24 protein-coding genes and 2 pseudogenes are annotated in these 25650 nt (G+C 44.5%); 15 read left to right on the plus strand and 11 right to left on the minus strand.

From position 1 onward, the window contains the following. Positions 1 to 49 precede the first annotated feature (49 nt). Together V7K21_RS22265 and V7K21_RS22270 are read right to left on the minus strand one after the other, a co-directional pair. Positions 50 to 682 carry a nucleotidyltransferase family protein gene (locus tag V7K21_RS22265; protein WP_335177384.1) on the minus strand — a complete coding sequence of 211 codons (633 nt, stop codon included), beginning with the start codon at positions 680 to 682 and terminating at the stop codon, positions 50 to 52. A gap of 12 nt (positions 683 to 694) precedes the next feature. Beyond that, positions 695 to 1795: an XdhC family protein gene (locus V7K21_RS22270; RefSeq protein WP_335177406.1), complete on the minus strand. Its 1101-nt coding sequence runs from the start codon at positions 1793 to 1795 to the stop codon at positions 695 to 697. A 704-nt stretch (positions 1796 to 2499) separates the two neighbouring features. On the opposite strand from V7K21_RS22270, the gene V7K21_RS22275 reads away from it, so the two are divergent. The 3 genes and pseudogenes from V7K21_RS22275 (at position 2500) to V7K21_RS22285 (ending at position 3561) form a co-directional block, all read left to right on the plus strand. After that, entirely contained in the window at positions 2500 to 2763 is a 264-nt protein-coding gene (locus V7K21_RS22275; protein WP_335177385.1) for a hypothetical protein, read from the plus strand. Between the two features lie 176 nt (positions 2764 to 2939). After that, positions 2940 to 3203 (plus strand): annotated as a pseudogene (locus V7K21_RS22280) (IS4 family transposase); the annotation flags it as partial. A 127-nt stretch (positions 3204 to 3330) separates the two neighbouring features. Further along, on the plus strand, positions 3331 to 3561 hold the full coding sequence (locus V7K21_RS22285) for a hypothetical protein (RefSeq protein WP_335177386.1): 231 nt from the start codon (positions 3331 to 3333) through the stop codon (positions 3559 to 3561). 140 nt (positions 3562 to 3701) lie between these two features. On the opposite strand, the pseudogene V7K21_RS22290 reads toward V7K21_RS22285, so the two are convergent. Both V7K21_RS22290 and V7K21_RS22295 read right to left on the minus strand, forming a co-directional pair. After that, positions 3702 to 3899, minus strand: a pseudogene (locus V7K21_RS22290) (IS6 family transposase); the annotation flags it as partial. 11 nt (positions 3900 to 3910) lie between these two features. Beyond that, complete coding sequence (locus V7K21_RS22295; protein ID WP_335177387.1) at positions 3911 to 4873, minus strand: LysR family transcriptional regulator; 963 nt, start codon at positions 4871 to 4873, stop codon at positions 3911 to 3913. Between the two features lie 370 nt (positions 4874 to 5243). Here V7K21_RS22295 and V7K21_RS22300 point away from each other — a divergent pair, with 370 nt between their 5' ends. The 8 genes from V7K21_RS22300 (at position 5244) to V7K21_RS22335 (ending at position 13552) form a co-directional block, all read left to right on the plus strand. Beyond that, the gene (locus V7K21_RS22300) at positions 5244 to 5732 is read left to right on the plus strand and encodes a nuclear transport factor 2 family protein (RefSeq protein ID WP_335177388.1); all 489 of its coding nucleotides are present in this window, start codon (positions 5244 to 5246) and stop codon (positions 5730 to 5732) included. Between the two features lie 159 nt (positions 5733 to 5891). Continuing rightward, positions 5892 to 7205, plus strand: a complete 1314-nt coding sequence (locus V7K21_RS22305; protein WP_335177389.1) for a hypothetical protein — start codon at positions 5892 to 5894, stop codon at positions 7203 to 7205. Between the two features lie 165 nt (positions 7206 to 7370). Continuing rightward, positions 7371 to 8315 (plus strand): NADP-dependent oxidoreductase, encoded by a 945-nt coding sequence (locus tag V7K21_RS22310; RefSeq protein WP_335177390.1) that lies wholly within the window; start codon positions 7371 to 7373, stop codon positions 8313 to 8315. A gap of 301 nt (positions 8316 to 8616) precedes the next feature. Next, the gene (locus V7K21_RS22315) at positions 8617 to 10137 is read left to right on the plus strand and encodes an aldehyde dehydrogenase family protein (RefSeq protein ID WP_335177391.1); all 1521 of its coding nucleotides are present in this window, start codon (positions 8617 to 8619) and stop codon (positions 10135 to 10137) included. Positions 10138 to 10281: 144 nt separating this feature from the next. Then, positions 10282 to 11328, plus strand: coding sequence for an alpha/beta fold hydrolase (locus V7K21_RS22320; protein ID WP_335177392.1), 1047 nt, complete (start codon positions 10282 to 10284; stop codon positions 11326 to 11328). Positions 11329 to 11432: 104 nt separating this feature from the next. After that, the gene (locus V7K21_RS22325; RefSeq protein ID WP_335177393.1) at positions 11433 to 12605 is read left to right on the plus strand and encodes an alpha/beta fold hydrolase; all 1173 of its coding nucleotides are present in this window, start codon (positions 11433 to 11435) and stop codon (positions 12603 to 12605) included. A 23-nt stretch (positions 12606 to 12628) separates the two neighbouring features. Next, positions 12629 to 12874 (plus strand): hypothetical protein, encoded by a 246-nt coding sequence (locus tag V7K21_RS22330; RefSeq protein ID WP_335177394.1) that lies wholly within the window; start codon positions 12629 to 12631, stop codon positions 12872 to 12874. A 210-nt stretch (positions 12875 to 13084) separates the two neighbouring features. Then, positions 13085 to 13552 (plus strand): nuclear transport factor 2 family protein, encoded by a 468-nt coding sequence (locus V7K21_RS22335; RefSeq protein WP_335177395.1) that lies wholly within the window; start codon positions 13085 to 13087, stop codon positions 13550 to 13552. Between the two features lie 743 nt (positions 13553 to 14295). Here V7K21_RS22335 and V7K21_RS22340 read toward each other — a convergent pair. From V7K21_RS22340 to V7K21_RS22350, 3 genes are all read right to left on the minus strand, one after another. After that, positions 14296 to 15210, minus strand: coding sequence for a hypothetical protein (locus V7K21_RS22340; RefSeq protein ID WP_335177396.1), 915 nt, complete (start codon positions 15208 to 15210; stop codon positions 14296 to 14298). 123 nt (positions 15211 to 15333) lie between these two features. Then, the gene (locus V7K21_RS22345) at positions 15334 to 15588 is read right to left on the minus strand and encodes a helix-turn-helix domain-containing protein (RefSeq protein ID WP_308189273.1); all 255 of its coding nucleotides are present in this window, start codon (positions 15586 to 15588) and stop codon (positions 15334 to 15336) included. Positions 15589 to 15682: 94 nt separating this feature from the next. Continuing rightward, on the minus strand, positions 15683 to 15931 hold the full coding sequence (locus tag V7K21_RS22350) for an alcohol dehydrogenase catalytic domain-containing protein (RefSeq protein ID WP_335177397.1): 249 nt from the start codon (positions 15929 to 15931) through the stop codon (positions 15683 to 15685). 180 nt (positions 15932 to 16111) lie between these two features. Between V7K21_RS22350 and V7K21_RS22355 the strand changes: the two genes are divergently transcribed. Continuing rightward, a complete protein-coding gene (locus V7K21_RS22355) occupies positions 16112 to 18757 on the plus strand; it encodes an MGH1-like glycoside hydrolase domain-containing protein (protein ID WP_335177398.1) in 2646 nt (881 codons plus the stop codon). Positions 18758 to 19026: 269 nt separating this feature from the next. On the opposite strand, the gene V7K21_RS22360 is transcribed toward V7K21_RS22355, so the two are convergent. Continuing rightward, positions 19027 to 19221: a transposase family protein gene (locus tag V7K21_RS22360; protein WP_335177399.1), complete on the minus strand. Its 195-nt coding sequence runs from the start codon at positions 19219 to 19221 to the stop codon at positions 19027 to 19029. A 302-nt stretch (positions 19222 to 19523) separates the two neighbouring features. Between V7K21_RS22360 and V7K21_RS22365 the strand changes: the two genes are divergently transcribed. Together V7K21_RS22365 and V7K21_RS22375 are read left to right on the plus strand one after the other, a co-directional pair. After that, a complete protein-coding gene (locus tag V7K21_RS22365) occupies positions 19524 to 19925 on the plus strand; it encodes a fasciclin domain-containing protein (protein WP_335177400.1) in 402 nt (133 codons plus the stop codon). A 1063-nt stretch (positions 19926 to 20988) separates the two neighbouring features. Then, positions 20989 to 21609 (plus strand): DUF1003 domain-containing protein, encoded by a 621-nt coding sequence (locus V7K21_RS22375; protein WP_335177401.1) that lies wholly within the window; start codon positions 20989 to 20991, stop codon positions 21607 to 21609. Positions 21610 to 21984: 375 nt separating this feature from the next. On the opposite strand, the gene V7K21_RS22380 is transcribed toward V7K21_RS22375, so the two are convergent. Continuing rightward, positions 21985 to 23049 carry an HlyD family secretion protein gene (locus tag V7K21_RS22380; RefSeq protein ID WP_335177402.1) on the minus strand — a complete coding sequence of 355 codons (1065 nt, stop codon included), beginning with the start codon at positions 23047 to 23049 and terminating at the stop codon, positions 21985 to 21987. Between the two features lie 153 nt (positions 23050 to 23202). On the opposite strand from V7K21_RS22380, the gene V7K21_RS22385 reads away from it, so the two are divergent. After that, positions 23203 to 23364, plus strand: a complete 162-nt coding sequence (locus V7K21_RS22385; protein WP_335177403.1) for a hypothetical protein — start codon at positions 23203 to 23205, stop codon at positions 23362 to 23364. Positions 23365 to 23880: 516 nt separating this feature from the next. On the opposite strand, the gene V7K21_RS22390 is transcribed toward V7K21_RS22385, so the two are convergent. Both V7K21_RS22390 and V7K21_RS22395 read right to left on the minus strand, forming a co-directional pair. Next, entirely contained in the window at positions 23881 to 24369 is a 489-nt protein-coding gene (locus V7K21_RS22390; RefSeq protein ID WP_335177404.1) for a TIGR00725 family protein, read from the minus strand. Between the two features lie 267 nt (positions 24370 to 24636). Continuing rightward, a complete protein-coding gene (locus V7K21_RS22395; RefSeq protein WP_335177405.1) occupies positions 24637 to 25533 on the minus strand; it encodes an SDR family oxidoreductase in 897 nt (298 codons plus the stop codon). Positions 25534 to 25650 lie beyond the last annotated feature (117 nt).

Below are 25650 nucleotides of genomic sequence, written 5' to 3' on the forward strand. Positions count from 1 at the left end.
TAGATGCAGCATTCGCAGAAATGACGATAGAGAATTTGCGCTTGTTGGTTTACTCACTGCTGCTATTGTACCTCAGAAGACTGATAACCGCTATATCAATATCAATATTACCTAATGGAAACGGAATAGAAAAGACTTCATTGAGGTTATTATTAATAACTTTTTTTGCTCCTGAAGCTTCTTTTAAAGCAGCAAGTTCTGAAAAAAATATCTTACTAAATAGAGATGGGACACCTAATGTACCCGCATATTCACAAGCAATGATCGGTTTTTTTTCAGAATAATATGCATCAAAAAGCTGATTAATAATTTGGTGAGAAACAAATGGCTGGTCGCAAAGTGTAATAACTACTGCTTCTATTTTTTGAGGAAGATTATTTAACAATTCAATACCGCTTTTAATTGAAGTACTCATTCCACAAGCCCAATCCAAGTTCTTAACTACTCTAACGGGAAGTTGCTTAATTTGGGGATGAATCTGTTCTGCATTTGCTCCAAGTACTACTACTACAGGTTGACAAACTGAAGCGATCGCCATTTCTGTAATATATTGCAAAAAACTACGTCCTTGGTAAAGCAACAGTTGTTTAGGTGTACCCATACGAGTAGATGCACCAGCAGCAAGAATCATAATAGCTATGGTTGATTTTTCATTGTCTATTTGCTCAGTGTTGAATACCATAACAGATACAAACTATATAGGAACTAGCAAGTTTAAATTGCTTTCATAGCATTGGTGAATTGGTTGATTACGATTTCTTAGAAAATTACCACTGCGATTTGTCAGCACTGCTTGAATTTCAGCAATAATGGCGATCGCTATTCCTTCGGGTGTATCTGCGCCGATGTCAATTCCAATAGGGCCATGCAATCTTTTTAATTGTTCAATAGTATAAACTATTTCTTGCAAACGTAAATCTTCAATCAATCTTTCAGTCCGCGCCTTTGGGCCTAAAACCCCTATGTAGCGTGCAGGAGATGGCAGCAACATTTTCAAAATTTCCAGGTCATCAAGATAATTATGCGTCATCACTACAGCAACTGTATAGGCATCCATAAATACCTGTTTTTGTACGATTTCTCGCCGACTAAGAATTACATCACAAGCCATAGGAAATCGCGCTCTAGTTGCCTCATTAGCTCGACAATCGACTACAGTAACCTGCCAACCTAATGCTTGAGCAAACTGTGCTACCGGTACAGCGTCATAACCTGCACCAAATATTACTAAAGATGTGGGTGGTTGGATGACTTCAATAAAAACTTCTGCACTGGCTAAAGGTAACTGATACTTGTTTACGCTTGACTTTTGATTAGCAAAGGCTGCTTGAGTATCTACACTCAGAGATTGAATTAAATTTGGATCTTTAATGTCAGTCAGAATATTACCGTTTGGATACAGCAGTAAGCGCGACCCAAGTTTCACATCTACCCCGCCTTCAAAAGCAAAGACTGTAGCAATAATACCCAAATGTTTTTTATGAAAGCACTCCTGTATAAAAGCGATTGCATTCAGTATGCTTTCTGTTTCAAGACGTTCGATGAGAACTTGCACTATTCCATTGCACCCTAGACCAAAGCCCCAAAGAATATCTTCAGAGGCGGTATTATCGTAAGTAACAACGATTGGTTTGCCGTCTAACATTCGTTGTTGAGTATGCTCAAATACGTCATTCTCCAAGCAACCAGCGCTGATTGTTCCGATCATCTGACCTGCATTTGTCATCAGCATTTTAGCACCCGGTCGGCGATAGGTTGAACCTTGAGTTTTAACTACAGTGGCAAGAAAAGTGATTTTACCACTTTTTTGACTTGACTCAAAGCCTTATAAAATTGCTTGTAATTCATTCATTTGATTGCTTATTTTTCTGTTTACAGCAGTTTATCAGCTTGAGCAAGCAGTCCCAATAAAAACAATGTGATGACTGTGCCATTCTGCGTTACTACTAATGTCAAATACGAGTCGATTGCCGCCCATTAACGACTACAGCATATGCATGAAACTAACTGCGTTGTTTTCCGCTGCAAGTATCACGGTGTTCTGCTACCTAAGAGAAGTGAAAATATTGCTGAAATCATACCTCGCAGGATAGTTGTCAACTTGAGTGAGTTATTTATTATAAAAGTTAGCATAAATTACTGATTTTTTGTAACTTCCAATTTTGGCAAAGTTGTTTAAACTTTTTGCTAAAGTTTTTATTTGAAGCTCTTTCTTTGCGTCTTTGTCTTGGAAAGTTCTGATGATTGCAAACTTTTATACCCTGTGGAAAGCCTTTTGGATTCTTTTCATAGGAGGTCTATTGCACTCATTTCAAATATCTGTGTACAGGCTGAATTTGGCTTTCACACAAAGTCTAGGTTGTTATAATCAAAGAGCCATACCAAAAATAAACAAAAAGTATTGAACTTAAGTTAAGGGACTTTGCAGTAAGCTCTTGAATAATTTATTTTTTGGTATTCACTGAATACTCTCAACCACCCGCAATATCATAGAATTTTATGTTATCATTTGTGCCGCAGGAAATGAAAGACCCTGCTCCTTACCATCTATTGACAAGCAATTTCCCGTGCCTGGCGACCATTTATGTAACGAAAACCGAACGGCGCTTTGCCAATCCAGTAAGCATTTTGTCACGTGTGGCTCTTCACCTTTTTAAAACAAGTAAGAACTTACAGGCAATGGAACATCCTTTTCGCCTAGTGTCAACTCATCCAGGACTCGAAGGCGTCAAAATGGCCGAAGGCAATGCTTTTACCGATTAAAAAACTCCGTACAAACCTGCGGCATTGAGTCCTGAGAAGCAACGTTTGTTGGGTTTATCTTGTTTGTGGACTGGTTCTATTAATGGTAAGCTAATCAACATTTAAGTTGCATAAAAGCAGGGCTGAAGCCCTTACTACAAGCGAATCATCCTGCAAAAATGAATGACGATTAGCTTATCAAGCTACAAGTTTGGGCAACTTGGTTATTTTATGTTATATTAGTTGATTAAGCAGACGCTGTTACTGATGAATTATCTCTGCCATTCGACCGCATTTCTTTAGGGATGATTTATCGAGGACTATATCATTTTAGTGTCGCCTACGATAAAGGTAACGCTCTTGACCCCATTAGGTACTTTGCTGCCCCAGAGAATCAAGACTTAGGCGTGGTTAAATATCTCCGAAAGCCAGTCTCCAAGCTAGATTTATCGCCTTTTCCTGCACACTCACAGACATTTGTGCATTTACCTTAACCTGTCAAGAATCGAGCCAAAGCGGCAATTCCTTCTCGCAGCAATGCCAAAATTTAATTAATAGATAACTGTAAAATGCTGCTCCATCCAAGAGATGAAAATCTGCGCCGGATTCGTCAAATTGGACGTAAAATGGAAACAAGAAAGTAGCTATCATCGGCGATATGCGTCCGAAACTGCCATGTTTCGGCTCAAGGTCATTTTTAGCGGCAAGTCACGACGACGCTTTTTTGACAATCAAGCCGTCGAGTTATTTCTGCAATCTGCGGCACTTAATCGCATGATTCAGTTAGGCAAGCCAGACACTTATAAAGTCGAAGGCTAATTTCAATTCCAATCGCGGATTCGTGTGTCCTTTTTTTCTTTCATGCAACAAAACCATTTCTAAATATTTAATTAATAATGATTATCGTTATCTTTCTTTGGGATATTTTATTTTTTGGAACTCCCCAAGTTCAATAACAGACGGATGCGTTTGTCAAGTTGTGATATAAATTCCAAAACCCAGCGATTGAGGGTTGAGTGATCCACTGCGACTCCTGGTTCTGCCATCATTTCTTCTAAGTCTCGGTTGCTCAAGGGATAGCAACAATACCAGCGCACATTCAGCAAGATGATGTTGGGGAGTGAACGTCGCCATTTGAATTGGGAGTCAGCAGTCATTTAGAGCAAGGCTAGAGAAAATTATTCTTTGTCATTTTACCACTTTGCGACACACCAGAAAAATAGTCAACCAGAAAATCTACGAAAGTACTTATTTTGGGTGATAGGTATCGCTGATTCGTATAGACAGCATAAAGAGATGAGGTTGCCAACGTGAAGTCCAACTTCAGCACCTCCAATCGTTGGCTGGTAAGATCATCTTCAATCAACCACTCTGGCAAAACCGCCAACCCCATACCGGCTAGGGTTGCCTGATACAGCATGGTAGTGTTGTTGGAGCGGATCGAGACTGGCAGTTTGACTGTCTGTTGCCCGTTAGAATCCTCAAAGAGGATCTCATCGGCAAACTGCGAGTAGTAATAGCTGATGCTTAAATGCTTCGACAGTTCGTTGGGAGTTTTTGGGTAGCCATTTCTTTGCAAATAGTCAGTTGAGCCAACCAACATGAGTTGAATTGGGCAAATGCGTCGCGTGAGCAGTGAAGAACTAAGTTCCTCAGGCGTGACACGTAACGCCAAGTCAAATCCTTCTTGCACCAAGTCTACCAACCGATCGTTCAAATTCAGATCTAGCAAAACGTCTGGATAGCGAGAGCGGTACTTCGCCAAGGCTTTAGTAAATAACGGGTTAGCAAACCAAACTGGGGCGCTGATCTTGAGTACGCCACGTGCAACCACGGCTGATTGCCTCACCGTTGCCTCTACCATTTCCAATTTATCAAGCATTTCCCGGCATTGCTCATAATAGACCCTTCCAGCCTCGGTTAGGCTTAAGTGTCGGCTGGTTCGATTCAACAAACGTGCGCCAAGGTTTCGTTCCAAGTGCATCACATGCTTGCTGGTCATGGCTGTGGATAAGTTGAGCCGCTCGGCGGCTGCCACAAAACTTCCCGATTCCACCACCTGAAGCAATACTTTCATGCTCGTTAAGGTGTCCATCGTAGTTCTAAAATTTCCTAAGAAGAAACATAGCATTAACAAAATGATACTTGTACAACGATCACAAGTAAATGTAATTTGAGGAAGACGGCAGCATCAACTAGTACTCTGCCAAGCCAAAATTACTGGGTGGAGGTAGGCAGAGGAGCAGAGCAGAGGTTTGAAAAATTCTTTCTCCTGTGCACCTGGAGCCTCTCTGCTAGCTACTACACAAAGTTTGTGTGGCGCACCACTAGCTAGACAAGTAAATAGCGATGACTGAACCAACAAAGGGTGGTATTCTACATTTTTTGCTCTTCGCCTGAAGAATTTATACATTGGACGTTTCAGGAGTCTTAACAACAAATCTAGAACACGATCAACTCGTCGACCGCCTGCAAGAATTTCAACGTAGAGGAGAATTTCAATGTCTCAGAACAACGAACTCACAGCGATTGACCGCTTTACCATCTTCGAGCAATTGAATATGCATCAGCGATGTATCGACAAGGGTTGGGGGCGCGAGCAGGCCGACCTCTACAACCGCCTTTACTGGCCGGAGGCCAAATTCCACGTCAACGATCTACGTACTTCAACCTTCGAGGGTTTTGAGGGCATGAAGCAGATGTTCGACTACGCGCACAGCGTCTTCCCGATGGACAAGTGGTTCCACTCTATGGGCGCGTTTGAAATTTCCGGATCGGGTGACAGGGCTGAAGCGCACTGGCGATGGTTCGTATACTGGAAGGATGAACACGTCGGAATCGTTTCAACTGGCACCTACGACGACATCTTTGAACGTCGCGATGGCGTCTGGAAGTGTCTGGAGCGCACCTCCAAGAGCGATCCAAACTGGCCTAATGACTTGTTCCAGCCCTTCCTCGATCGCGCAGACATCACCTTCAAGGCGTCCTGATAGTCAGACTTTTGTAGGTTAGGTGGAGCTTCGCGAAAGCCGTCTACATATCGCTCATGGAAATGCGCGTCAATTGTTTTCACTCTAACTAAAGCCTCAACACCAAATAAACCGTTGTATTGTGAGTGAGGTAAATCCAACCACTGATGGGAGTCGTTTATGGCAGATAGCACAGTTGGCACTCATGTAGTCGTTGAGGACGCAGCTTCTCTGGCTGAAGCGGTTCAACGTACACATGTTGTAATCGAGGTGGCTGGTCGCCTCCATGACTTAGAAAAATTTACACTTCTTGAAGGCTCAAGTTTAGTGGGTACAACTTCTGACGCAGAATTGGTCTTCAAGCCAGATTCAGACGGGCTAGCGCTCACGGCAAATAACACCCTCCAGAACCTAACCCTGCGATCAGATCCGAGCCGATTAACGCTCAGTCTGGAACCGACAACGACTACCCTTGGACAACTCAAGTTGCAGGATCTCGTCGTCTACGGTCGGCTGCACTTGGAATCGAGTATTGTGATGACCGCTGACCTTGTGCTCACTGACATTCAAGTGTATGACGGCGACAGCACCTCAGCGCTGCATCGTCCAGTCGGTTACGGCGTAGAGGTCGTTCCGGGTTCCATAACGGTCTACAACCGCTGTACCGATCCCCAAAGTCGCTGGACACTGCGTGCCGAAAACCTCTCAGGGGGAACGCGAGATGTGCCGTTGAAGGGTAGCGGCATCTTTATTTTTGGCGGCATGACTATTCCCGCAAACGCCGCTCCTCAAGGTGGACCAGCGCCCAGTTCTCCTGGTGGCATGATCGACCTTAAATTATTGACCACAGGCGAAATCCATACTAATGGCAATATCCCGGCTGGTATTGGCAATCTTATCTCAGGCGGGGTGTTCGTTGGCTCAGGCGTAAAGGCTCAGCAAGTGATCAATAACAGTCCTGTAACAACTTACGGGACAAATGACATGGTGTTGGATAACTGGGGCAATGTCCGTCTTTGGCTTGCTCGGCAGTCCATCATATCTCATGGAACCAGTGGAATCGGATTCGTGAATTTCGGAGATTTGCAGACTCTGATTGTGCAAGGCGACCTGGCGACCTATGGCGAAGGAGCGCGGGGGTTCAATCTATACGACGGAACCTTGGCTTATGCAGAATTCAAAAGCATTACCACTCATGGCAATGGCTCGATCGGGATACAGACCAGTAAACCATTTGGCAGTATCCTCGTGCTTGGGGACGTGATCACAAAAGGTGGTAGAGGTAACAGTTTGGTGCGTGGCGTGGTCGTACAGCTTGACGCGCACGCCCTGAGTCTCAAACCGGGCACAAGTGGAAAAGAGATCATTGTACTGGGTCGAGTCGAGGCTCAAGGAGAGGAAATTACCTCATTGGATTTCGCTGCTCCAGCCAGCACAGTTGAATTCATTATGATCGGTGGTCAGCAGTATGTCGATGGATCGTCAACAGAGTAGGAATTGTAATTACCCAGTAGGTAAGTAAGGGTTTAACGCTGAAACAGCGCGATCGCAGTTCAGCATTCTAAGCGACTACGAATCTTTTTCTTGGTAACATTCAAAATTTTGATCGCCAGTGATTGATCAAATGCCGATCCATTTTATTCACAGGAGTACCTCACAATGGCAACGATGAAAGCAATCCGAATTCATGCTTACGGCGGGGCTGAAAACCTCAAGTACGACGAAGTACCCCGTCCTGAACCGCAAGCAGGGCAAGTCCTGATTCAAGTGTATGCAGCAGGCGTAAACCCAATAGATTGGAAGATTCGTGAAGGGTTTTTCCAACAAGTCTATGATTATTCGCTGCCCGTGATTGCTGGCGCTGATGTGGCTGGTGTTGTTGCAAGTGTGGGCGATGGTGTCACCACACTGCAACCAGGACAAGCGGTTTATGGAACAGCAGACATGGCGCTTTCGGGAGCCTATGCCGAGTATGCAGTGGGCTATGCAGACGCGATCGCCCCGAAGCCGAAAACGCTCGATTATATTCACGCGGCTTCTATCCCAATTGTGGCAATCACCGCATGGCAAGCATTGTTTGATAGTGCAAATCTCCAGCCAGAGCAGAGCGTGCTGATTCATGGTGGCGCGGGTGGAGTAGGTCGCTATGCAATTCAGCTTGCCAAGTGGAAGAGGGCACGAGTCATTGCAACGGCATCGGCAGCAAACCTTGATGATCTGAGAAACCTAGGTGCCGATCAGGCGATCGACTATGCGAGTCAACCGTTTGAACAGCAGGTAAAAGATGTAGATGTGGTGCTTGATTTGGTTGGTGGAGAAACGCAAGCGCGATCATGGCAAATCATTCGTCCCGGTGGCGTTTTAGTTTCGACACTTGGTGTGCCTGAATCAGGCATTCCGCAGGGCATTAAAGCGGTTCCTGTTTTCGCCAATCTCAGAGCAAATTCCCAGCTCCAGCAGATTGCTCAATTGATTAGTGACGGACAGATCAAAGTGTCTATTGAGCAAGTTTTTGAACTGGCAGAAGCCGCTAAAGCACAGGAAGTTAGCCAGCACGGACATCCACGCGGCAAGCTGGTTTTGCAAGTCGTTCATCCAGCTTGAGGCAGGCTTTTGTAAAACTTTGGTTCATCGAACTTTTTTCCTGTAAGGGCGAAGCATTCGGGCAAGAATCTCTATTTCGATGAGTTATTAACCAAATGCTTCGTCCCTACGCAGAGTTCATTAACGAAATCTTTGGAGTTATTGCTTAAAAAATGCGAACCAGACCCGTTCGTTTATCACTTGAAAATTTCTGCAACACAATTAATCAAGGCTGAAGATTACCCGCTAATCGAACAAGAGTAAGTTGAGCTTCGATTGTGAGTAGAAACTTAGTTATGCAGAAAAGTAAGGAGCGGCTATTATGCCAGTAACGACAGATCAGAAATCCTCAGCACCAAACATTGAACTAGGAACACCCGCACTGAACTGGATTGATGGCGAGTGGATTGATTCAAAAAAGCATACCGATAGCATTGATCCAGCTACAGGCAAGGTGATTGGAACTTATGCAGATGGTGGGCGTGACGAGGCAGTTCAGGGGGTTAATGCTGCGGTGCGGGCGTTCCGAGAATTAGACTGGAAGGAAAATCGGGCACTTCGGGTGCGAGTGCTGAATCAAATTGCCGATCGCTTTGAAGCCCACAGAGATGAACTGATCGCGATTCTCTCGCTTGAAAACGGCAAAGTCCATGACGAAGCAGCATTTGAAGTCGATATGATTCCCAGCAAATTTCGATACTGGGCATCGGTTGTGCTGACGGATTATGGACGGGCGATGGAAGTTCAACCTGGACACCTTTCGGTTGTGACTCGATCTCCAATCGGAGTTGCTGGAATCGTCGCACCGTTTAACTCGCCGCTTGTCCTGACTGTGCGTTCTCTGGCACCTGCTCTTGCTGCTGGTGTTACAACTGTTATTAAATTGCCGGGTAATACAGCACAGATCAACTATCTGTTTAGTAAAACCCTCGCTGAAGCTGCCGATTTACCGAAGGGCGTGATTAATGTCTTTAGTGAAAGCAGAGGCAGAGGCGGATCATCTTTTCTGATGGAGTCAAAGGATGTCCGAGTGATTAGCTTTACAGGAAGCACGAAGACCGGGAAAGCAATTTCCGCAACCGGGGCGGCGACGCTCAAGCTGTTTCAGACCGAACTTGGAGGTAAGACGCCAATGATTATCTTCGAGGATGCCGATCTGGAGGCGGCTGCGCCAAAAGTTGAGAAGGCACTTACGACCTTCGCGGGTCAGTTTTGCATGACAGGTTCCCGGCTGTTGGTACAGCGTGCTGTTGCCGATCGCTTTCGCACGCTGATCGCGCAGCGACTGGAGAACGTTAAGACAGGACCTGCGTCCGATCTGTCCAGTGATATGGGACCTCTGATTGATAAGCCGAACGTCGCTCGTGTTGACAAAATGGTGGAAGAGGCGATCGCAGCGGGCGCTAAGGTGCTTGTACGCGGCGGCCCAATTGTTGAAGGCCCACTCGCTAGCGGTGCATTTTACCGTCCAACCCTGCTGGAAGTGACCGATCCGAAAATGACGATCGCTCAGGAAGAAGTCTTCGGTCCAGTCCTGACTATGCAAATCTTCGATACTGAGGCAGAAGCGGTGCAGCTGGCAAACGATAGCGAGTATGGCTTGGCTGCGAGCATTTGGACTCGCAATATTGACCGCCCATTGCGCGTCGCCCGCGAGATAGATGCAGGCACGATCTGGATCAACGATTGGGCGATCGTTTGGGACGAGTTTGAGGAAGGTGGATTCAAGCGCAGCGGCAACGGCAGGTTGAATGGTCTGGCGGCGATGGATGAATTCTTGGAGTACAAACACATCGCCTTCAACTCAGGCACGATCTCTGGTGCTGGCATTTCTGCTCAATAGTCGAGCTCGAAGCCAAGTTTTGAGTTCTTCCTAAATAAGCTTCACAACCATCAAACCCAATAATCAGGTTCGCTTACGATGATCCCGACTTGAAAAAGCTCATACCTTGGGCAGACACCCATAGGAACCAAGTGAAGACTAATTATGAACGGAATTAATAAACGCCTGAGTTTGACTTTGTCTGCCGTGTTATTTGCTCTTACTCCACTCAGTGCAGTAGCTCAAGAAGTCAGTCCACCATCGATAGATACACCAGCTGCCATGTCCAAGCTGGCCCTCGCCAGGGTAAAAGAGCAGCGTCGCGGGCAATATGCCTATCCAGCCGGGTTTAAGAGTGACTACGTGGAGAGTAACGGCATCAAGCTGCACTACGTTAGCGCCGGATCGGGCAGTCCCATCGTGTTTGTCCACGGTTTTGGTTCGACCTGGAAAATGTGGGAACCCGCCCTGAAAGCATTTGCTGGCACGCACCAGGTCATTGCCATCGATTTGCCCGGACTTGGGCAATCGGAAGCTTCCCAGACTGGGTATAGCGCACAGGCTCTCTCCAGCTATCTGTTGACAGCCATCAAGAAATTGACGAGAGAGCCCATCATATATGTTTCCCATGATCTGGGCAATACAGCCTCTTATCCAATGGTCGCCAACAACCAGGATTACATCAAAAAAGTCGTATTCATGGATTCGCCAATTCCGGACAAGGCGATGTGGACCTATCCGGGCTACACCCCGAAAGGTCCAGGCCTTGGTTGGCATTTCGGCTTTTTTAGCTACGGGGATATCGCCGAAAAATTGATATCGAACGACCCTAAACTCTTTATGGCTTACTTTATACAAAGCTATGCCGGGAAAAAGGATATTTTCACTGATGCGTTACTCGACGAACTAATTGAGCCTTACTCGAGGATCGAAAATTTGCACGCTGCTTTTAGCGGCTACTACAGATTTCACTCTGAATCCATCAAACAGAACGAAGCGCTGCTATCCGCTAATAAGCTGATTAGAATTCCATCCATGTCGATCAGCGGTGGCAAGGGCGTAGGAGACGTATTGCCCAAGCAAATGGCGGCACGTTTCGTGGAAGATAAAAAGAAATTCAGGGCCGTGATCTTGCCGGAATCTGGTCATTGGCTGATGGAAGAATCCGGCCCTGAGGTGGTTGCTCTTCTAGCTGAATTTATCAAAGATTGAATGCGTCTTCCCCGCGAATCGCGGGGCCCGAGAGTTCTTCCGAGGCACTGACTTGCCGTAGAATCACTACTAGAAACCAACTGTAACTGAAAACGAACACACCTATGTCAAGCACCAACGTTGAAATCGTGCAGGAACTCCTCAAAGGTGCCACTAAGCCTAATGAAATAAGTGACACGGGGCGATTTGGATCGCATGGCACGTCGAAGCTGCTTCGATCCGTGCTGAAGGCCTCGCTCGCGTTGGCGACTGCGATCTTGCTCCTGATCCCCGTCGCCAACGCGCAGCAAGTCGCGGTGCCGCTCCGACCGGTCGCTCAGGGCCGCTTCGACACGTCGGATGCCGCGCTGGTGAAGCGCGTCCCCGGCTTCGAGAGTCGGTTCGCGGACGTAAACGGCGTCAGGCTGCACTACGTCATCGGTGGTAGCGGCGCTCCGCTCGTACTGATCCCAGGCCACCCGGAGACCTGGTGGGCCTACCGCAAGATCATGCCTGCCCTAGTGGGCACCTTCAGGGTGGTGGTCATTGACATCCGCGGCATGGGCAGCTCGGAGGCACCTGCGGGCGGGTATGACAAGAAGACGATGGCCGAGGACGTCTTCCAGCTGACCCGCCAACTGGGGTTCCAGAAAGTCAACATGGTCGGCCACGACATCGGAGCGATGGTCGCGTTCAGCTTCGCTGCGAACCACCCTGAAGCGACGACGAAGCTCGCGCTGCTTGACGTGCCCCATCCCGATGAAAGTTGGTACGACTTCAGCATGCTTCCGCAAGAGGGGCAGTTCGGCGACAAGATCGACGCCGAGCACCCGCCATATCCGTGGTGGTTCGCATTCCACCAGGTCCGAGGACTCGATGAGAAGCTGCTCGCCGATGATGGTATGCGCGAATACATCGCCTGGCTGTTCAACTACATGCTCGCGGACAATTCCAAGATCGAACCGATTGATCTTGCGGTCTACGGGGACGCCTACTCCAACCCGAACCACATCCGAGCAGGCCACGCTTGGTATCAGGCCTGGCCCAGGGACATCAACGACCAGAAGTCCTATTCAAAGCTGACGATGCCTGTGCTAGGATTGGGCGCCGAATTCACCGGTTATAACTGGCTCCAGATCGTGCGGAAGCATGCCACCGACTTCACGCTCGTGAAGGTTGAGCGGAGCGGCCACTTCATCGTCATGGAGCAACCCGAGTTCGTGACTCAGCAGTTGGTCAAGTTCTTCAGTACGGGAACAGACGCGGCGGGACGGATCGCAAGAGATCACCTCCTCTAAACTATCGTGACGTTGAGAAGATAATGCTCTATTGGGATATCTTTGTCACCTATGAAGCAATTCGCTTTAGACTTAGCAGTTATAGATTAAGGGCAATCCAGATGAGTACTAGACAGATTGCGCTTGTTGTAGCTTCGACAGGCATTGTCGGCAAAAACCTTGTCAACCACCTGGCCAGGACGAGCGATTGGACGGTATACGGATTAGCCCGTAGCCCATCGATGGAGCAAAGAATCCTTCCTTCAGTTTGTCGCCCTCAAGCAGGTTGACAAACTGAAGGAAGCGCTGGCAAAAATCGGTATAACCCATGTTTTTTTCTGTACCTGGCCCCGCCAAGCTACCGAGCAAGAGAACTGCGATGTCAACGGTGGGATGCTTCGTAACCTCCTAGACGCGCTAGATACGGCACCAAGGCTGACTCACGTTGCGCTGGCAACTGGCACAAAAAATTATTACTGTAACTGAAAACGAACACACCCATGTCAAACACCAACGTTAAAATCGTGCAGGAACTCCTCAAAGACCCCACCAACCCTGAGGTCGTTAACCGACTCGTCTCCCCTGATGCCATCTACGTATCACTCAGCTACGATAATCCCGACCTGAAAAAGCTTATGCCTTGGGCAGGCACGCATAAAGATGGTCCGGCCAGCGTCCTCAAAGTTTTCCAGGAACTCAATACCTTTTGGAACATCGAGGAGTTCGATATTCAGCAGATATTTGGCGAAGGTGAGAACGTCGCTGTCTTTGGTAGCTTCACCGTCCATTCGGTGAGACTCGATAAAACGTTCACCTCTCCCTTCTCTGTTCTGGCGAAGGTGAAGGACGGCTTAGTCACCTACATGCAGTACATGGAGGACACCTTTGGCACAGGTTCAACCTTCCGATCAGATGGTACCTGGACATTCCAGGGCAATCCAGACGGTAGCGAAGTATCGGTGCCATAGTAAGACGTTCCAGATATTGTCAGGAATTCTCATTTTGGCAAAAAGCTGTTTAAGCTCTGGAAATGCCAGTAGTGTAATGACATCTGAGAAAGCCAAGTGAGCCAGAGCTGTTAAAAGAACGGGGGTTGTTTGACACTATCCCTGTTTTGTCACTTTGGGATAACCCAATCGCTGAAAGCCTTTCGGAGATTTAATCTCCCGATTTTAACTATAGATTTCAGTTACTGTTAGAAAATAAAGGCTCAAAGCTTGGCTCAATCAAAGTTTTAGAATCTTGCCTCCATTATTGTTTTCCGAGAGTAACAAAAGAGAATTAATCGCATAGCAGTTGATGAGAATGGCAGTGACAAATAATCAAATTATCCGCAATGATTAACTAGAAATTATCCAGTATTCTTGCTGTATTGCTTCTAAAATGTAAGCCATCAGTAAAGATAGCCCTGAACTCTCTACACCATACTTTTTTTGTTTTTATGAACAGAAGAAACAGGGCATGGTCGTCATGAAATCCGCAATTACGTGATGTTATCTCAAATTGAGTCTCAACTTCACCCAAATTCAGTCTGGAATCAAAGTAGCTCAATATTGAGACAAGAGGCGTTAAAAGCAAATCATCCTCGGAAAGAGCGAACCTTTGATGGCACTGTATAAGATATGTAATGGAAAAAGCGCAACATAGGTAGGTCGCTCAACAAGACGCAACCCCTAGACAATCATGGAGTGGGTACATCGTTACAAATTGTTTAGGGTATTCTCCCATACTCCAACTCCAGAAACGTCAATAATTTTTCTTCCACAGCAGTAAGATAGGGACGATTCACCTTTCCCAACGACTGCAACAGATTTTTGACTGTCTCCTCCAGGGAATCGGAATACACCGAACCAATGTGATCGCAAATTATCTGCATCTGCTCACACTCTTGGGGCAAGTAGTTGAAGGACTTCAGGTACTGCAAGCCAACGGTGTACTCTCCATCCCACATTCTCACGGCGCAACTAAACTCGCTTACTGCGCTGACAATTGCCCAACACCCACCTTTGCCTCTCAGTTCTGGATTGTCCTTGGCAAGAATTTGACAGACTTCGCCGATTTGGTAGGTGTTCAGTACTTTGGTTCTCTCTATTATGCGCTGCACAACATCTTTGACGATTCTACCTGTAGGAACTTTACCGCCAGCAAGTTCTACTGCTCTCAACCACACTTCTTGCTGTTCCTGCGGTTCAAGCTTGCTCATTGGTCGGATTTGGCGTTCGCTTGTTGGCAAAATGTGATCCATTGGATCACATTTTTCAAGCAAATTATCAAAAACAACAGCCGCATCCATTAAAAGATAAGACTGGCGACGACTATGACCAAAGCGATCGCGGCAATATTCCTCAAATGTTTTGTGGGTCGAACGGTACAGTCTGCGATCACGGAGTTCCATCAAAGCCTTTCCCGCCTCAAAAAACGCTCTTTCCACACGGCGCTCTAAATGCAGGCGATCGCTTTGCTCCTCCTGGCTCAACTCTGTTACTTCAACGGCAGTAACTGTAATTGTTGCTGAACCTGGATCTTCTTGCTGGGAAATATTCTTGTTTGCAGAGCTAGCTGCTGAAGTTGAATCGGTAGATGCGGCAGAGGTGGCTTTGTTGGGTCTAGAAGGTGGTTTAGGCATGATTCCACCCCTTTATTTCAAAAATATTTGCTCAAAGTCAATCAAAAACAGATTTTGAGTGTAGTAATTAGCTGTGATCACTTCTTTCTAAAAATTGAAGGCAAGATAAGAGGATTAGCAGGATTAAACATTACCTTCTCCTTCAAGGTTCACACCAAAATCAACTCCCAAAACTTCTTCAATTTTGCGGAGTGTTTCTAAAGGGAGGGATTGCTTTTCCTCTTCAATTCGATACCAATTCATCTGAGACATCCCGACAGCCTCACAGATTGCCTTAAGTGAGCGCGAATCGGTTTCTCTAACCTCCTTAATTTTTGCACCTAGTCCGGGAACATCAATTGATATCGTTTTCGTAACCTTCATTAGAGATGAAATCATAATCTTTCCTTATTAAACCATCACGTGAAACTTAATCCTTAAATCATAACCCTTCACGTGACTAGCTAATAACCTATAAAGTGGCAAGTTATGATTAAGGATAAAGAAAGCGCCCCGACTGCGAATCTAGAGCGCTTTCCGTCCCATAAGGAACTTCAGGACTTACGCAACTGGCACAGCGATCGCCAACGGCAAAACGCTCGACGCCATCGCCGACAGCAGCGATCATGCCTGCACATTCGCCACCCAGGACACGCGGAAAGTGGACTTCGTTATATACCAGCTTACCTTCGCGCTCCATCGCATCCCAAAAGTTTCGTTTGTATTTGTGAAGAATCGTCATTAGAGGCAACTTGCCCGCCAAGAGTGATCGCTGTGCCTGACAGAGACAGTGAAAAACGTTTCGATAATTTTACCAAGGCACGGTGATTACCAACGGCAGTTATGATTAGACAAGGGATACACTGACTATCCCTGTCTCGAACTGCAACGCCAGCTGAATTCAGATAACTAGAGGGGAACTATGACGGCAGAAGAACAACGATTGCAAGAAGACCGCGATCGCAAAGCCTACTGGCGACGCTGGGGATCTTACCTGAGTGAGCGGCAATGGGGGACGGTGCGAGAAGACTACAGCCCCGACGGGTCAGCGTGGGACTACTTCCCCCATGACCATGCCCGATCACGTGCTTACCGTTGGGGTGAAGATGGCATTGCCGGAATTTCTGACAATCATCAGCGATTATGTTTTGCGATCGCCCTCTGGAATGAGCAAGACCCAATCCTCAAAGAGCGGATGTTTGGCTTAACAAGCAATGAAGGCAATCATAGTGAAGATGTTAAGGAATACTACTTTTTCCTTGATAATACGCCAAGTCATGCATATATGAAATGCTTGTACAAATATCCGCAGCAGGCATTTCCCTATAGGCAACTAGTAGAAGAAAATCGTCGCCGCAGCAAGCAGGAACCAGAATTTGAATTGATTGATACAGGTGTATTTGACGAAGACAACTACTTTGATGTGTTCATCGAGTACGCCAAAGCCTCTGCTGAAGACATATTGATTCAAATCACGATCGCCAATCGCAGTTCCCAAGCCAAGCCGCTTCATTTGCTGCCTTCACTTTGGTTTCGCAATACCTGGTCATGGAATGGCAATAGTGAAAAACCAGTGTTAAAGGTGCTGAAATCCGAGACAGATTTGAGCATCATTCAAGCGTCTCACCCCGGCATGAGCGATTATTGGCTCTACTGTGAGGGTGCAGCAGAACTTTTATTTACTGAGAATGAAACGAATTTTAAGCGGCTCTATGGCGTAGAAAATGCCTCACCCTATGTCAAAGATGGCTTTAATGAGTATGTAATCCATAAGCAACAGGATGCAGTGAATCCGAATCGGATCGGCACGAAATTTGCTGCTGACTACAAATTGATCATTCCACCGGGAGCAGAGCATACTGTACGCTTGCGGCTGGCGGATTCATCTGGGATTGCCGAACCATTTGGCAGTGAGTTCGAGCAAATTTTTGGAGATCGCAAAGAAGAAGCCGACGATTTCTATGACCAGATTACGAAGTTTCCCCTACCCGACGACGAACGTACCATCCAGCGTCAGGCCTTTGCTGGGATGCTCTGGAGCAAACAGTTTTATCTGTATATAATCGAAGATTGGCTCAAAGGCGACTCAGCTACTTCAACTCCCCCCGATTCGCGTCGGAGTGTTCGCAACACAGATTGGGTACATTTGTATATTGATGATATACTCTCTATGCCAGACACCTGGGAATATCCTTGGTTTGCCGCTTGGGATTTGGCATTTCACATGATTCCCTTGGCAATGATTGACCCAGATTTTGCCAAACGACAACTGGAACGCCTGACGCGGGAATGGTATATGCATCCGAACGGGCAGTTGCCTGCATATGAGTGGGAACTGAGTGATGTCAATCCACCTGTACACGCTTGGGCAGTGTGGCAGGTCTATCAGATCGAGCAGAAGTTCTACGGACACGCTGACAAGCAGTTTCTAGAACGGGTATTTCAAAAGCTGCTGCTCAACTTTACTTGGTGGGTCAACCGTAAAGATGCCGACGGTAAAAACATTTTTCAGGGCGGCTTTTTGGGCATGGACAATATTGGCGTGTTTGATCGCAGTGCCCCCTTACCAACAGGCGGTGATTTAGAGCAGGCAGACGGCACAAGCTGGATGGCGATGTTTTGCATGAATATGCTAACGATTGCTCTAGAGCTTGCTGTGGATGAACCCATCTACGAAGACATTGCCAGCAAATTCTTTGAGCATTTCCTGCGAATTGCAGCCGCGATGGATGGGATTGGTGAAGATGAACTTGTCCTTTGGGATGAGGAAGACGGATTCTTTTACGATGTGCTGCGCTTTCCAGATGGACATCATCGTCCAATGAAAGTGCGATCGCTGGTTGGTTTAGTGCCTTTGTTTGCAGTAGGAACGTTGGAACCCGAAACCCTCGAAAAACTCAGCGGATTCCGCAAGCGAACCGAGTGGTTTCTTGAAAATCGCCCGGATCTCACAACTGGAATTGCATGTATGCACACCCAAGGCGAACACCAGCGCCGTTTACTAGCAATCTTAAATGTCAATAAGCTAACTCGCATCTTAAAGCGAATGTTGGATGAGGGTGAGTTTTTAAGTCCGTACGGCATTCGCTCTGTATCGAAATTTCATGCCGAGAATCCCTTCATCATCCACGTCAACGATAAGGAGTACCGAGTGGATTACGAACCAGCTGAATCCACAAGCAATTTATTCGGTGGTAATTCTAACTGGCGTGGCCCGATTTGGTTTCCGGTGAATTATCTGTTGATTGAAGCTCTAAATCATTTTCATGAGTACTTAGGAGATAACTACAAAGTAGAATGTCCCACTGGTTCTGGACAATGGATGACGCTCAAGGAGGTAGCGATTGATTTGTCAAACCGACTTAAACGGATTTTTCTACAAAATGGTAGCGATCGCCGACCTGTCTACGGTGCTGTCGAGATTTTTCAGAAGAATCCTCATTGGCGAAATTTGCTCACATTTAATGAGTATTTTCATGGTGACAATGGCGCTGGCTTAGGAGCAAGCCACCAAACTGGCTGGACAGGAGTGATTGCAGAATTAATTCATCGATGTAGCAAAAGCTGATTAGACTTGTCCAAAAACTCCAAAGCCCGACTGTTCAAAGCTTTGAGACTGAGCTTTAATATTTTCGTGAAAACGTAGTCATAAAGGTTTGAGATAGTTACTGATATCATATCCGCCTGAATACTTACGATAAAATTGAGGCTGATATGTTCAAATATAATAACTATGGAAATTTTTTATCGTAACTAATTACCCGCACATGATATTACAGTTTAGAGCCATAAAAATCACCTCATAATTATTAAAACTTGCATTGTTATTAAGAAGAACTAATTGGGCAGAATTAAACTGTCAATTCTCAATCTAATCAACCTACAAATGGTTAGAATGATTTGCTCATAAATATCCATTCTTAAGCAAAATCTTTGTGAGGTTATGCGAAATATTTTGAGCAATCGAATCAAATGCTCAATAAATATTCGATTACTAGATAAAGCTTTATTTTCATCTAGCTGGATTCTCACTCAACTTTTTGAGAAAATTCTCTGCAACAACAGCATAATCATATTCTGGTGCGAAATTTGCTCTTACATCTTTAAATGATTAATTAGGTTTACTTATGTCGCGAGGTCAGTTAAGGGATCAACACTGATGTTTAAAACTATATATTTTAGATAAAAATCTACTTAGACAGGTATTCATTGCAGAACGATACCTTCGGGGAGACATTCTTAAATTGAATCTAGCTTAGGTTTATAGTCTAAAAATGCATTTATGTGTTAAATCTTTTAACATCAAGTTTTTACAACAATTGAGGCGACATCAGATGCCAGATATTATAGATACTGCAATTAATGCAGGTTCTTTCAACACCTTGGTAACAGCTATTACTACTGCTGGTCTTGATACTGCCCTTAAAGGAGATGGGCCATTCACTGTCTTTGCACCAACAGACGAAGCCTTTTCTAAACTCCCATCAGGAGCCGTAGAAGAACTTCTACAGGATGTAATTAAGTTAAGAAAGGTTTTAGAGTACCATGTGGTTACTAGCAAAATTAATGCGACTGATTTAGTTCAGTTGCAAAAGCTAACAACAAGTGAGGGAAAAGATATCAAAGTTAATGCTGAGAATAATCTTAAGGTAAATAATGCTTACATTGTGACTTCGGATGTGGAAGCTGACAATGGTGTTATCCATATCATTGATAATGTATTATTCCCTGAATAACTTTATTCAGACACTTGCTTTCATTAAAATTTTAAATTCTGAGCGGTTCAGTATTTAATTTTTTGTCTTTGTTGGCAATCAAAATGACCTAAACCAAATATACTGATTCAGATTGAGTAGTTAATGTTGTATATTTGTTGCTGATAATTGGATTTAAATAGTAAAATATTTCCAGTACATCGGCAGTAGATATACAACATATCATTAAACTCAACGAGGCTGTCACCAACCCCCTTGGTCTTCCAAATGGAACGTGAAAGTTTTCCTTCATTCCGCTCTTTAGTGATTTGGTACTTGTTATGCATACCTTTTAGCTTACGAAATAATGCTTCTAATCTTGACCCATCAGCTATCCAAATTCGTTCAAAGCTACCAAGTACAAACTTAACACTATCTGGTAAGCTAAAAATCTTTTAATTTGCATCATCAAAGTAGCCAGATGTTGATTGTATTTCGACTAATTTGAAAAACTTGCGCCGCTTCAGTCTTATTCATACCGTCTAACTCTATTGCCTGAATTACCTTCTAGCGTAAATTGTAACTGTAAGGTTTTAGCATGAGCTTTTCTTGTACTTAACGTTTAATCTGTATCTAGCTTTACTTTGCTTCTAGAGTGTATTGTTTGTCCTAACCACCTTGGCAGTTGTTATAAGTGCAACTTCATAGAGAATTCGTATTAGTTCTATTTTCTGAGATGCGATCGCATGACTTAACCATTTTTCATTTTGAGCAAGGGGCGCAGCGGAATAACTGCCTTCTCTAGAAGACGCGTAAGGGACATGACAGTCTTTCTGTTTAATGCCACAATCCCTTTATGCGACCATTTATTTTTTCTTTGGAACGGACGTGGTAAAGTAAATGCCTTTATGATTAGATTTCGGTTTAGAACCTTGAGCCTGGTTTTGAACAAACTCTAAAAATCTTATTTGATTCAGCAGCAATAGCAATGTGCAAAAATCTGTCTTTTGGTACTTTCATACGTTTTTTCTACCTCAAAGTATAGATCCGCAGTCTAAACTTGAGTTAAGAAATTGGAGGAATCATTTATCAAGTCAGACTACCAATGCTCTCCCAAAATAAACCAAATCCAAGCGATTCACCGCAAGTATCGTGTCAAACCATTCTGCCCACAACCCCATTACCGTCAGCTATTAGTCAAAATATCGAAACTATCATCGCCTTACATAGGCGCTACGAGAAGGATGTACCTCGCCACCAGCGGGTTGTAGAAGCGGCAAGCGCCTTTTTTGGTCGTCCGGCATTCCTTTACAGTATCCTACTAGGAATAACACTGTGGGTAATACCTAATATTTTACCACGACGTTTAGGCTTATCAAGATTTGACCCCCCGCCATTTTCTTGGCTACAATTTTCACTAACTACTGGTTCACTGTTAGTCACAACAGGGGTGTTGATTAAACAAGAGCGACAAGAAAAGTTAGCAGAGCAACGGGCGCAACTTAGCCTTCAACTCAACCTGCTTTCTGAGCAGAAAATCGCTAAACTTATCGGTTTGGTTGAGGAATTACGCCAGGATATTCCTAATGTCAAAAATCGCTCTGACCCGGAGGCCGAAATGATGAAGTCTCCTACTGATCCGCACGCAATTATAAATGTATTAGAAGAAACCTTAGCATCAGAGTTAACAAATTTCTCTCAGCAAAAAACACCAACTCAGGATTGACAAAGCAAGCGTAGTATTAGAACAAGTATAAAATAAGCAACTTCTTGATCGCACCTATTGTTCATTATAACTAACTTTTCATTTAAACAAGGAATTTTCCACTGCCCAAACTTCACTACTCAGTTTCTTGATCACAGTCTGCAATGCTAAATAATGTTATACTGCAAACCTTACTTTTCTCTAATAACTGGAGCAATTTTAAGCTTTTTGAGCCGTCTTGGGCAAGATGCAGACCTCTGAGTAATTACCTTCTCTTAGCAAAGACGCCCAAGGGATAGCACGCAAGAGTGGGTAATTACTTGATATAACCATTTTTTTAAATTTGGGGTGCTAAAGAAATTCACAAAACTTATTGATAAGTAATTTAAATAAGTTTTATTTAGTTTCAACTTTTACAACTGCTGACATTCCCGGATTAAATCGGGATTCGTAACCTTGAATACTTGACCCATCAAACACAATCTTGACGGGAATTTGATGTAATGAATTACTAGAAGCTGACTTACTCGTAAGATTATCTTGTGGCATAAAAGCGATACTATCTACCTTGCCTTGAAACTGCCGATTAGCAAAGGCTGAGACTGTAATTTTCACCTTTTGCCCTGGCTGTATCTTTTCTAACTGCTTTTCTGGGAAATAGGCAATAATCCAAGGATGTGGCTGCATTATTGATAAGAGAGTTTGCCCTGGAATCACCTGCTGTCCTACTTGGACATTTTTATTGCCAACTAGTCCACCAACCACAGTGGCAATGTTAGTGTAGTCCAACTCCAGTTCCGCTTTTTTTACCTCTACCTGCTTTTGAGTAAAAGTAGCCAACGCTATCTTATATTGTTGCTCATTTAGCTTCTTTTGCTGATTCAGAACTTGTGCTTGTAAAGTTCTTTTTTTAATCAAAGCTCTTTGTTCTATTTGAGCATTTTCGTTTTTACGAACTGGCTGTGGTTCTGGAGTATCAATAACAATTTTGAGAATTTTTTCTCGTGCCAATGCTGCTTGCTGTTTAGCTATTTCCAGAGATGTTTTTGCCTGTGCCAGAGATAATTGATAGTTGCTTTTGTCAAGTTTAACTAATATCATGCCCGGAGACACCATTTGATTATCATTAAATGTAATTTCAGTGACTATTCCTGATACACGAGTAGTCACAGGGTTGATCTCTGCGGTGACATGAGCATTATCAGTTTCTAAATATTTTTGCGTGTATTGCCATTGACGGTAAGCATAATTTCCTAAATAAATTGCAACAATACTCAACAATACTCCCGATCCTGTAAGCAGTAACAGATACCGAACCCAAGAAGGTGATAATTTTTTGTTGGGAGGATTGTTCGATTCAGTAGAAGTGTTAGTTGGCTCCTGTTGCGACAACACGGGAGTTTTTTGTTCTGATAATGTTGTAAATTTTTGGGACTGTTGTAAAAAATTTAAGCGTTTCATCAGTGTTTTTCATGTAAAGAAAAATCTCTGTATAAAGATTGGCACTACTTAATTAGTCCACTTATAGAATACGTTAAATATCACTTAAGTGCATAGTTCTCTCAAAATAGCTTTAGAAGTTACTATATCTAAAATCCACAGGGAGTTTTGCAGATGGGGATTGGAACCCCACCTGAAGATAAGCCACAAAAAAGTGGTGCTTTTGTTCTGGCGGTAAGTACAACACCAAAGTTTCAGCATATATTTAAGAGGATTACGGGAGACGATGCCTGCGGCGGGCTACGCCTACGCAAAAAACTTCGCTCAGATTGCTGATAATAGGGTAGATGGCTCCTACCTTCATGAGCCGACTGTTTTTTGATAAACCAAACACATAATCTCCCCTTGATTGAGACTTAATATTATGTCCGTTTAATTTGGCGTTAATAAAAAAGGTAACCAGGATGCTGTTTGAAAATTGCTTCCACAACTCCTGCCTACTTGCTTTGAAAACAAAATGAAAGCGTTTGTGTAAAGAAAATAGATTATGCGCGATCGCTTCCATAACTAAACTTTTCTACCCCATCCACTCCACCTCAATTGGACGCAGACGCAATTAGAGAGGTGAGAGTTCTCACCGTAGGGGAGGATTGAGAAACTTATTAATCTATACTAAATAATTTGGCAAGAAAAATTCAATGTATATAAAGTTGAAGTAGAGTGTGTTACGCCGTAGGCTAACGCACTTTGAATCATTGCTGCGTTGTCGTGCAGTGCAACGCACTAACGATTTAAATTTATTAACATAGCTTGAAATATTAGCACCGACTTACTTACCTCACGAACAACAAATTAATATAAGATTGCTTTTGCAGTAATGATTGCATTTTCCACGCTCTCCACAATATGAACATTTTCTGGCGACAGCTTTTTGAAGAAAAGTTTGCTTTCTTCATCGTTAGTCAACAAAATTACGTGCTTATTTCCTTTCAAAGCTAAGGCAATTTCTGAAGCAGTTCCTGCACCCATACCACAGGCAATTACTACATCACTGGTGAGAACATTAATATTATTTCTAGCATTCCCCATATCTGTCAAAATAGCAATATCCACTGAAGAGGAAATACCATCTTGATTATCACTAGGAAGAATACCAATAGTTAAACCCTGAGCAGATTTTGCACCTTTACTTGCGGCATCCATTACACCTAAATTTCTACCACCAGTCAGTAAAACCCATCCTTGTTTGGCAATAAGTTGACCTAGTGCATAAGCATTTTGTAAATCATTTGCTGTCGCATTTTCTCCCCTGCCCATAACCCCAATAATAATTCTTCTCATAAAATTTCAAATGAATAGCGGTTTTCAGGGTTAACAGCAGTACTGCCCCCAAAAACCTTCGACATTACCAGCCAGTATTCGGTTAGGCGCTTCGTTATTGCAGTAGTAGACAAAAGCTTAGTGTGATGCTTGCTGTTTCTATAAAAGCTTATCTGCGAGTTCGCAAAGAACTCGCAAACAGCACAGTGGCAGCAAACTTCGTCTCTAAATCCAGGACATACTCCACTACACGATTAAGCGATTGGCATCTCCCAGCACAAACGGACATTAGGCAATACCGACACCACCCGTTATGCCATAAACCTCTCCTGTGATGTAGCTTGCCTCCTGTGAAGCAAGCAGCACGTATATAGGAGCAATCTCTACGGGCTGTCCTGGTCGTCCCAGCGGAACCGTGGAGCCAAATTTCTCAATTTTTTCCTGGGTCTGACCGCCACTTGGCTGTAGCGGCGTCCAGAATGGGCCGGGCGCTACAACGTTGACGCGCACACCTTTCTCAATCATTTGTTTAGAGAGTGCTTTGCTGAAAGTAACAATACCTGCTTTGGTAAGTGCATAGTCAATGAGTCCCTCTGAGGGTTCATACGCCTGAATAGAAGCTGTATTAATGATGGCTGCACCCGGTTTTAGGTGCGGTACTGCCGACTGTGTAATCCAAAATAGCGCATAGAGGTTAGTCTTAAGCACCTTATCGAACTGCTCGGTGGTGATATCGCCAATGGAAGGACTAATACTCTGTGCGCCGGCATTGTTTACAAGAATATCTAAACCGCCAAGAGATTCTACTGCATCCGTCACAAGTTTTCGGCAAAAATTTTCATCCGTGATATCACCAGCAAGAGCAACAGCTTTGCGTCCTGCCTGTTCGATCAGTTTTATAACCTCTTGTGCGTCCGCTTCCTCAGTTGAGAGATAGGATATTGCTACATCAGCCCCTTCACGCGCAAAGGCGATCGCTACAGCACGTCCTATACCGGAATCTCCTCCGGTGATCAACGCCTTTCGGTTTGTAAGCTTTCCACATCCTGTATAGCTCTCCTCACCATGATCCGGCTGAGGGTCCATCTGTTGAGCCAGTCCCGGTGCAGGCTGCGGCTGACGAGGGAAGGGCGGACCTGGATATTGCTGACGTGGATCTTGCATCTTCAATCGTTCGTCTGTCATCTGTTACTCTCACGAATATGATGTATTCAAATGTTGTGCGATTCGCTGATTAGTAAAATCACGGTAATTAGTCCGTAAATAACTAATCCAGCCTGACAGCAGATTACTGTCACTAAA

Source organism: Nostoc sp. (genome assembly GCF_036919595.1).
Taxonomy (GTDB): Bacteria; Cyanobacteriota; Cyanobacteriia; order Cyanobacteriales; family Nostocaceae; genus Nostoc.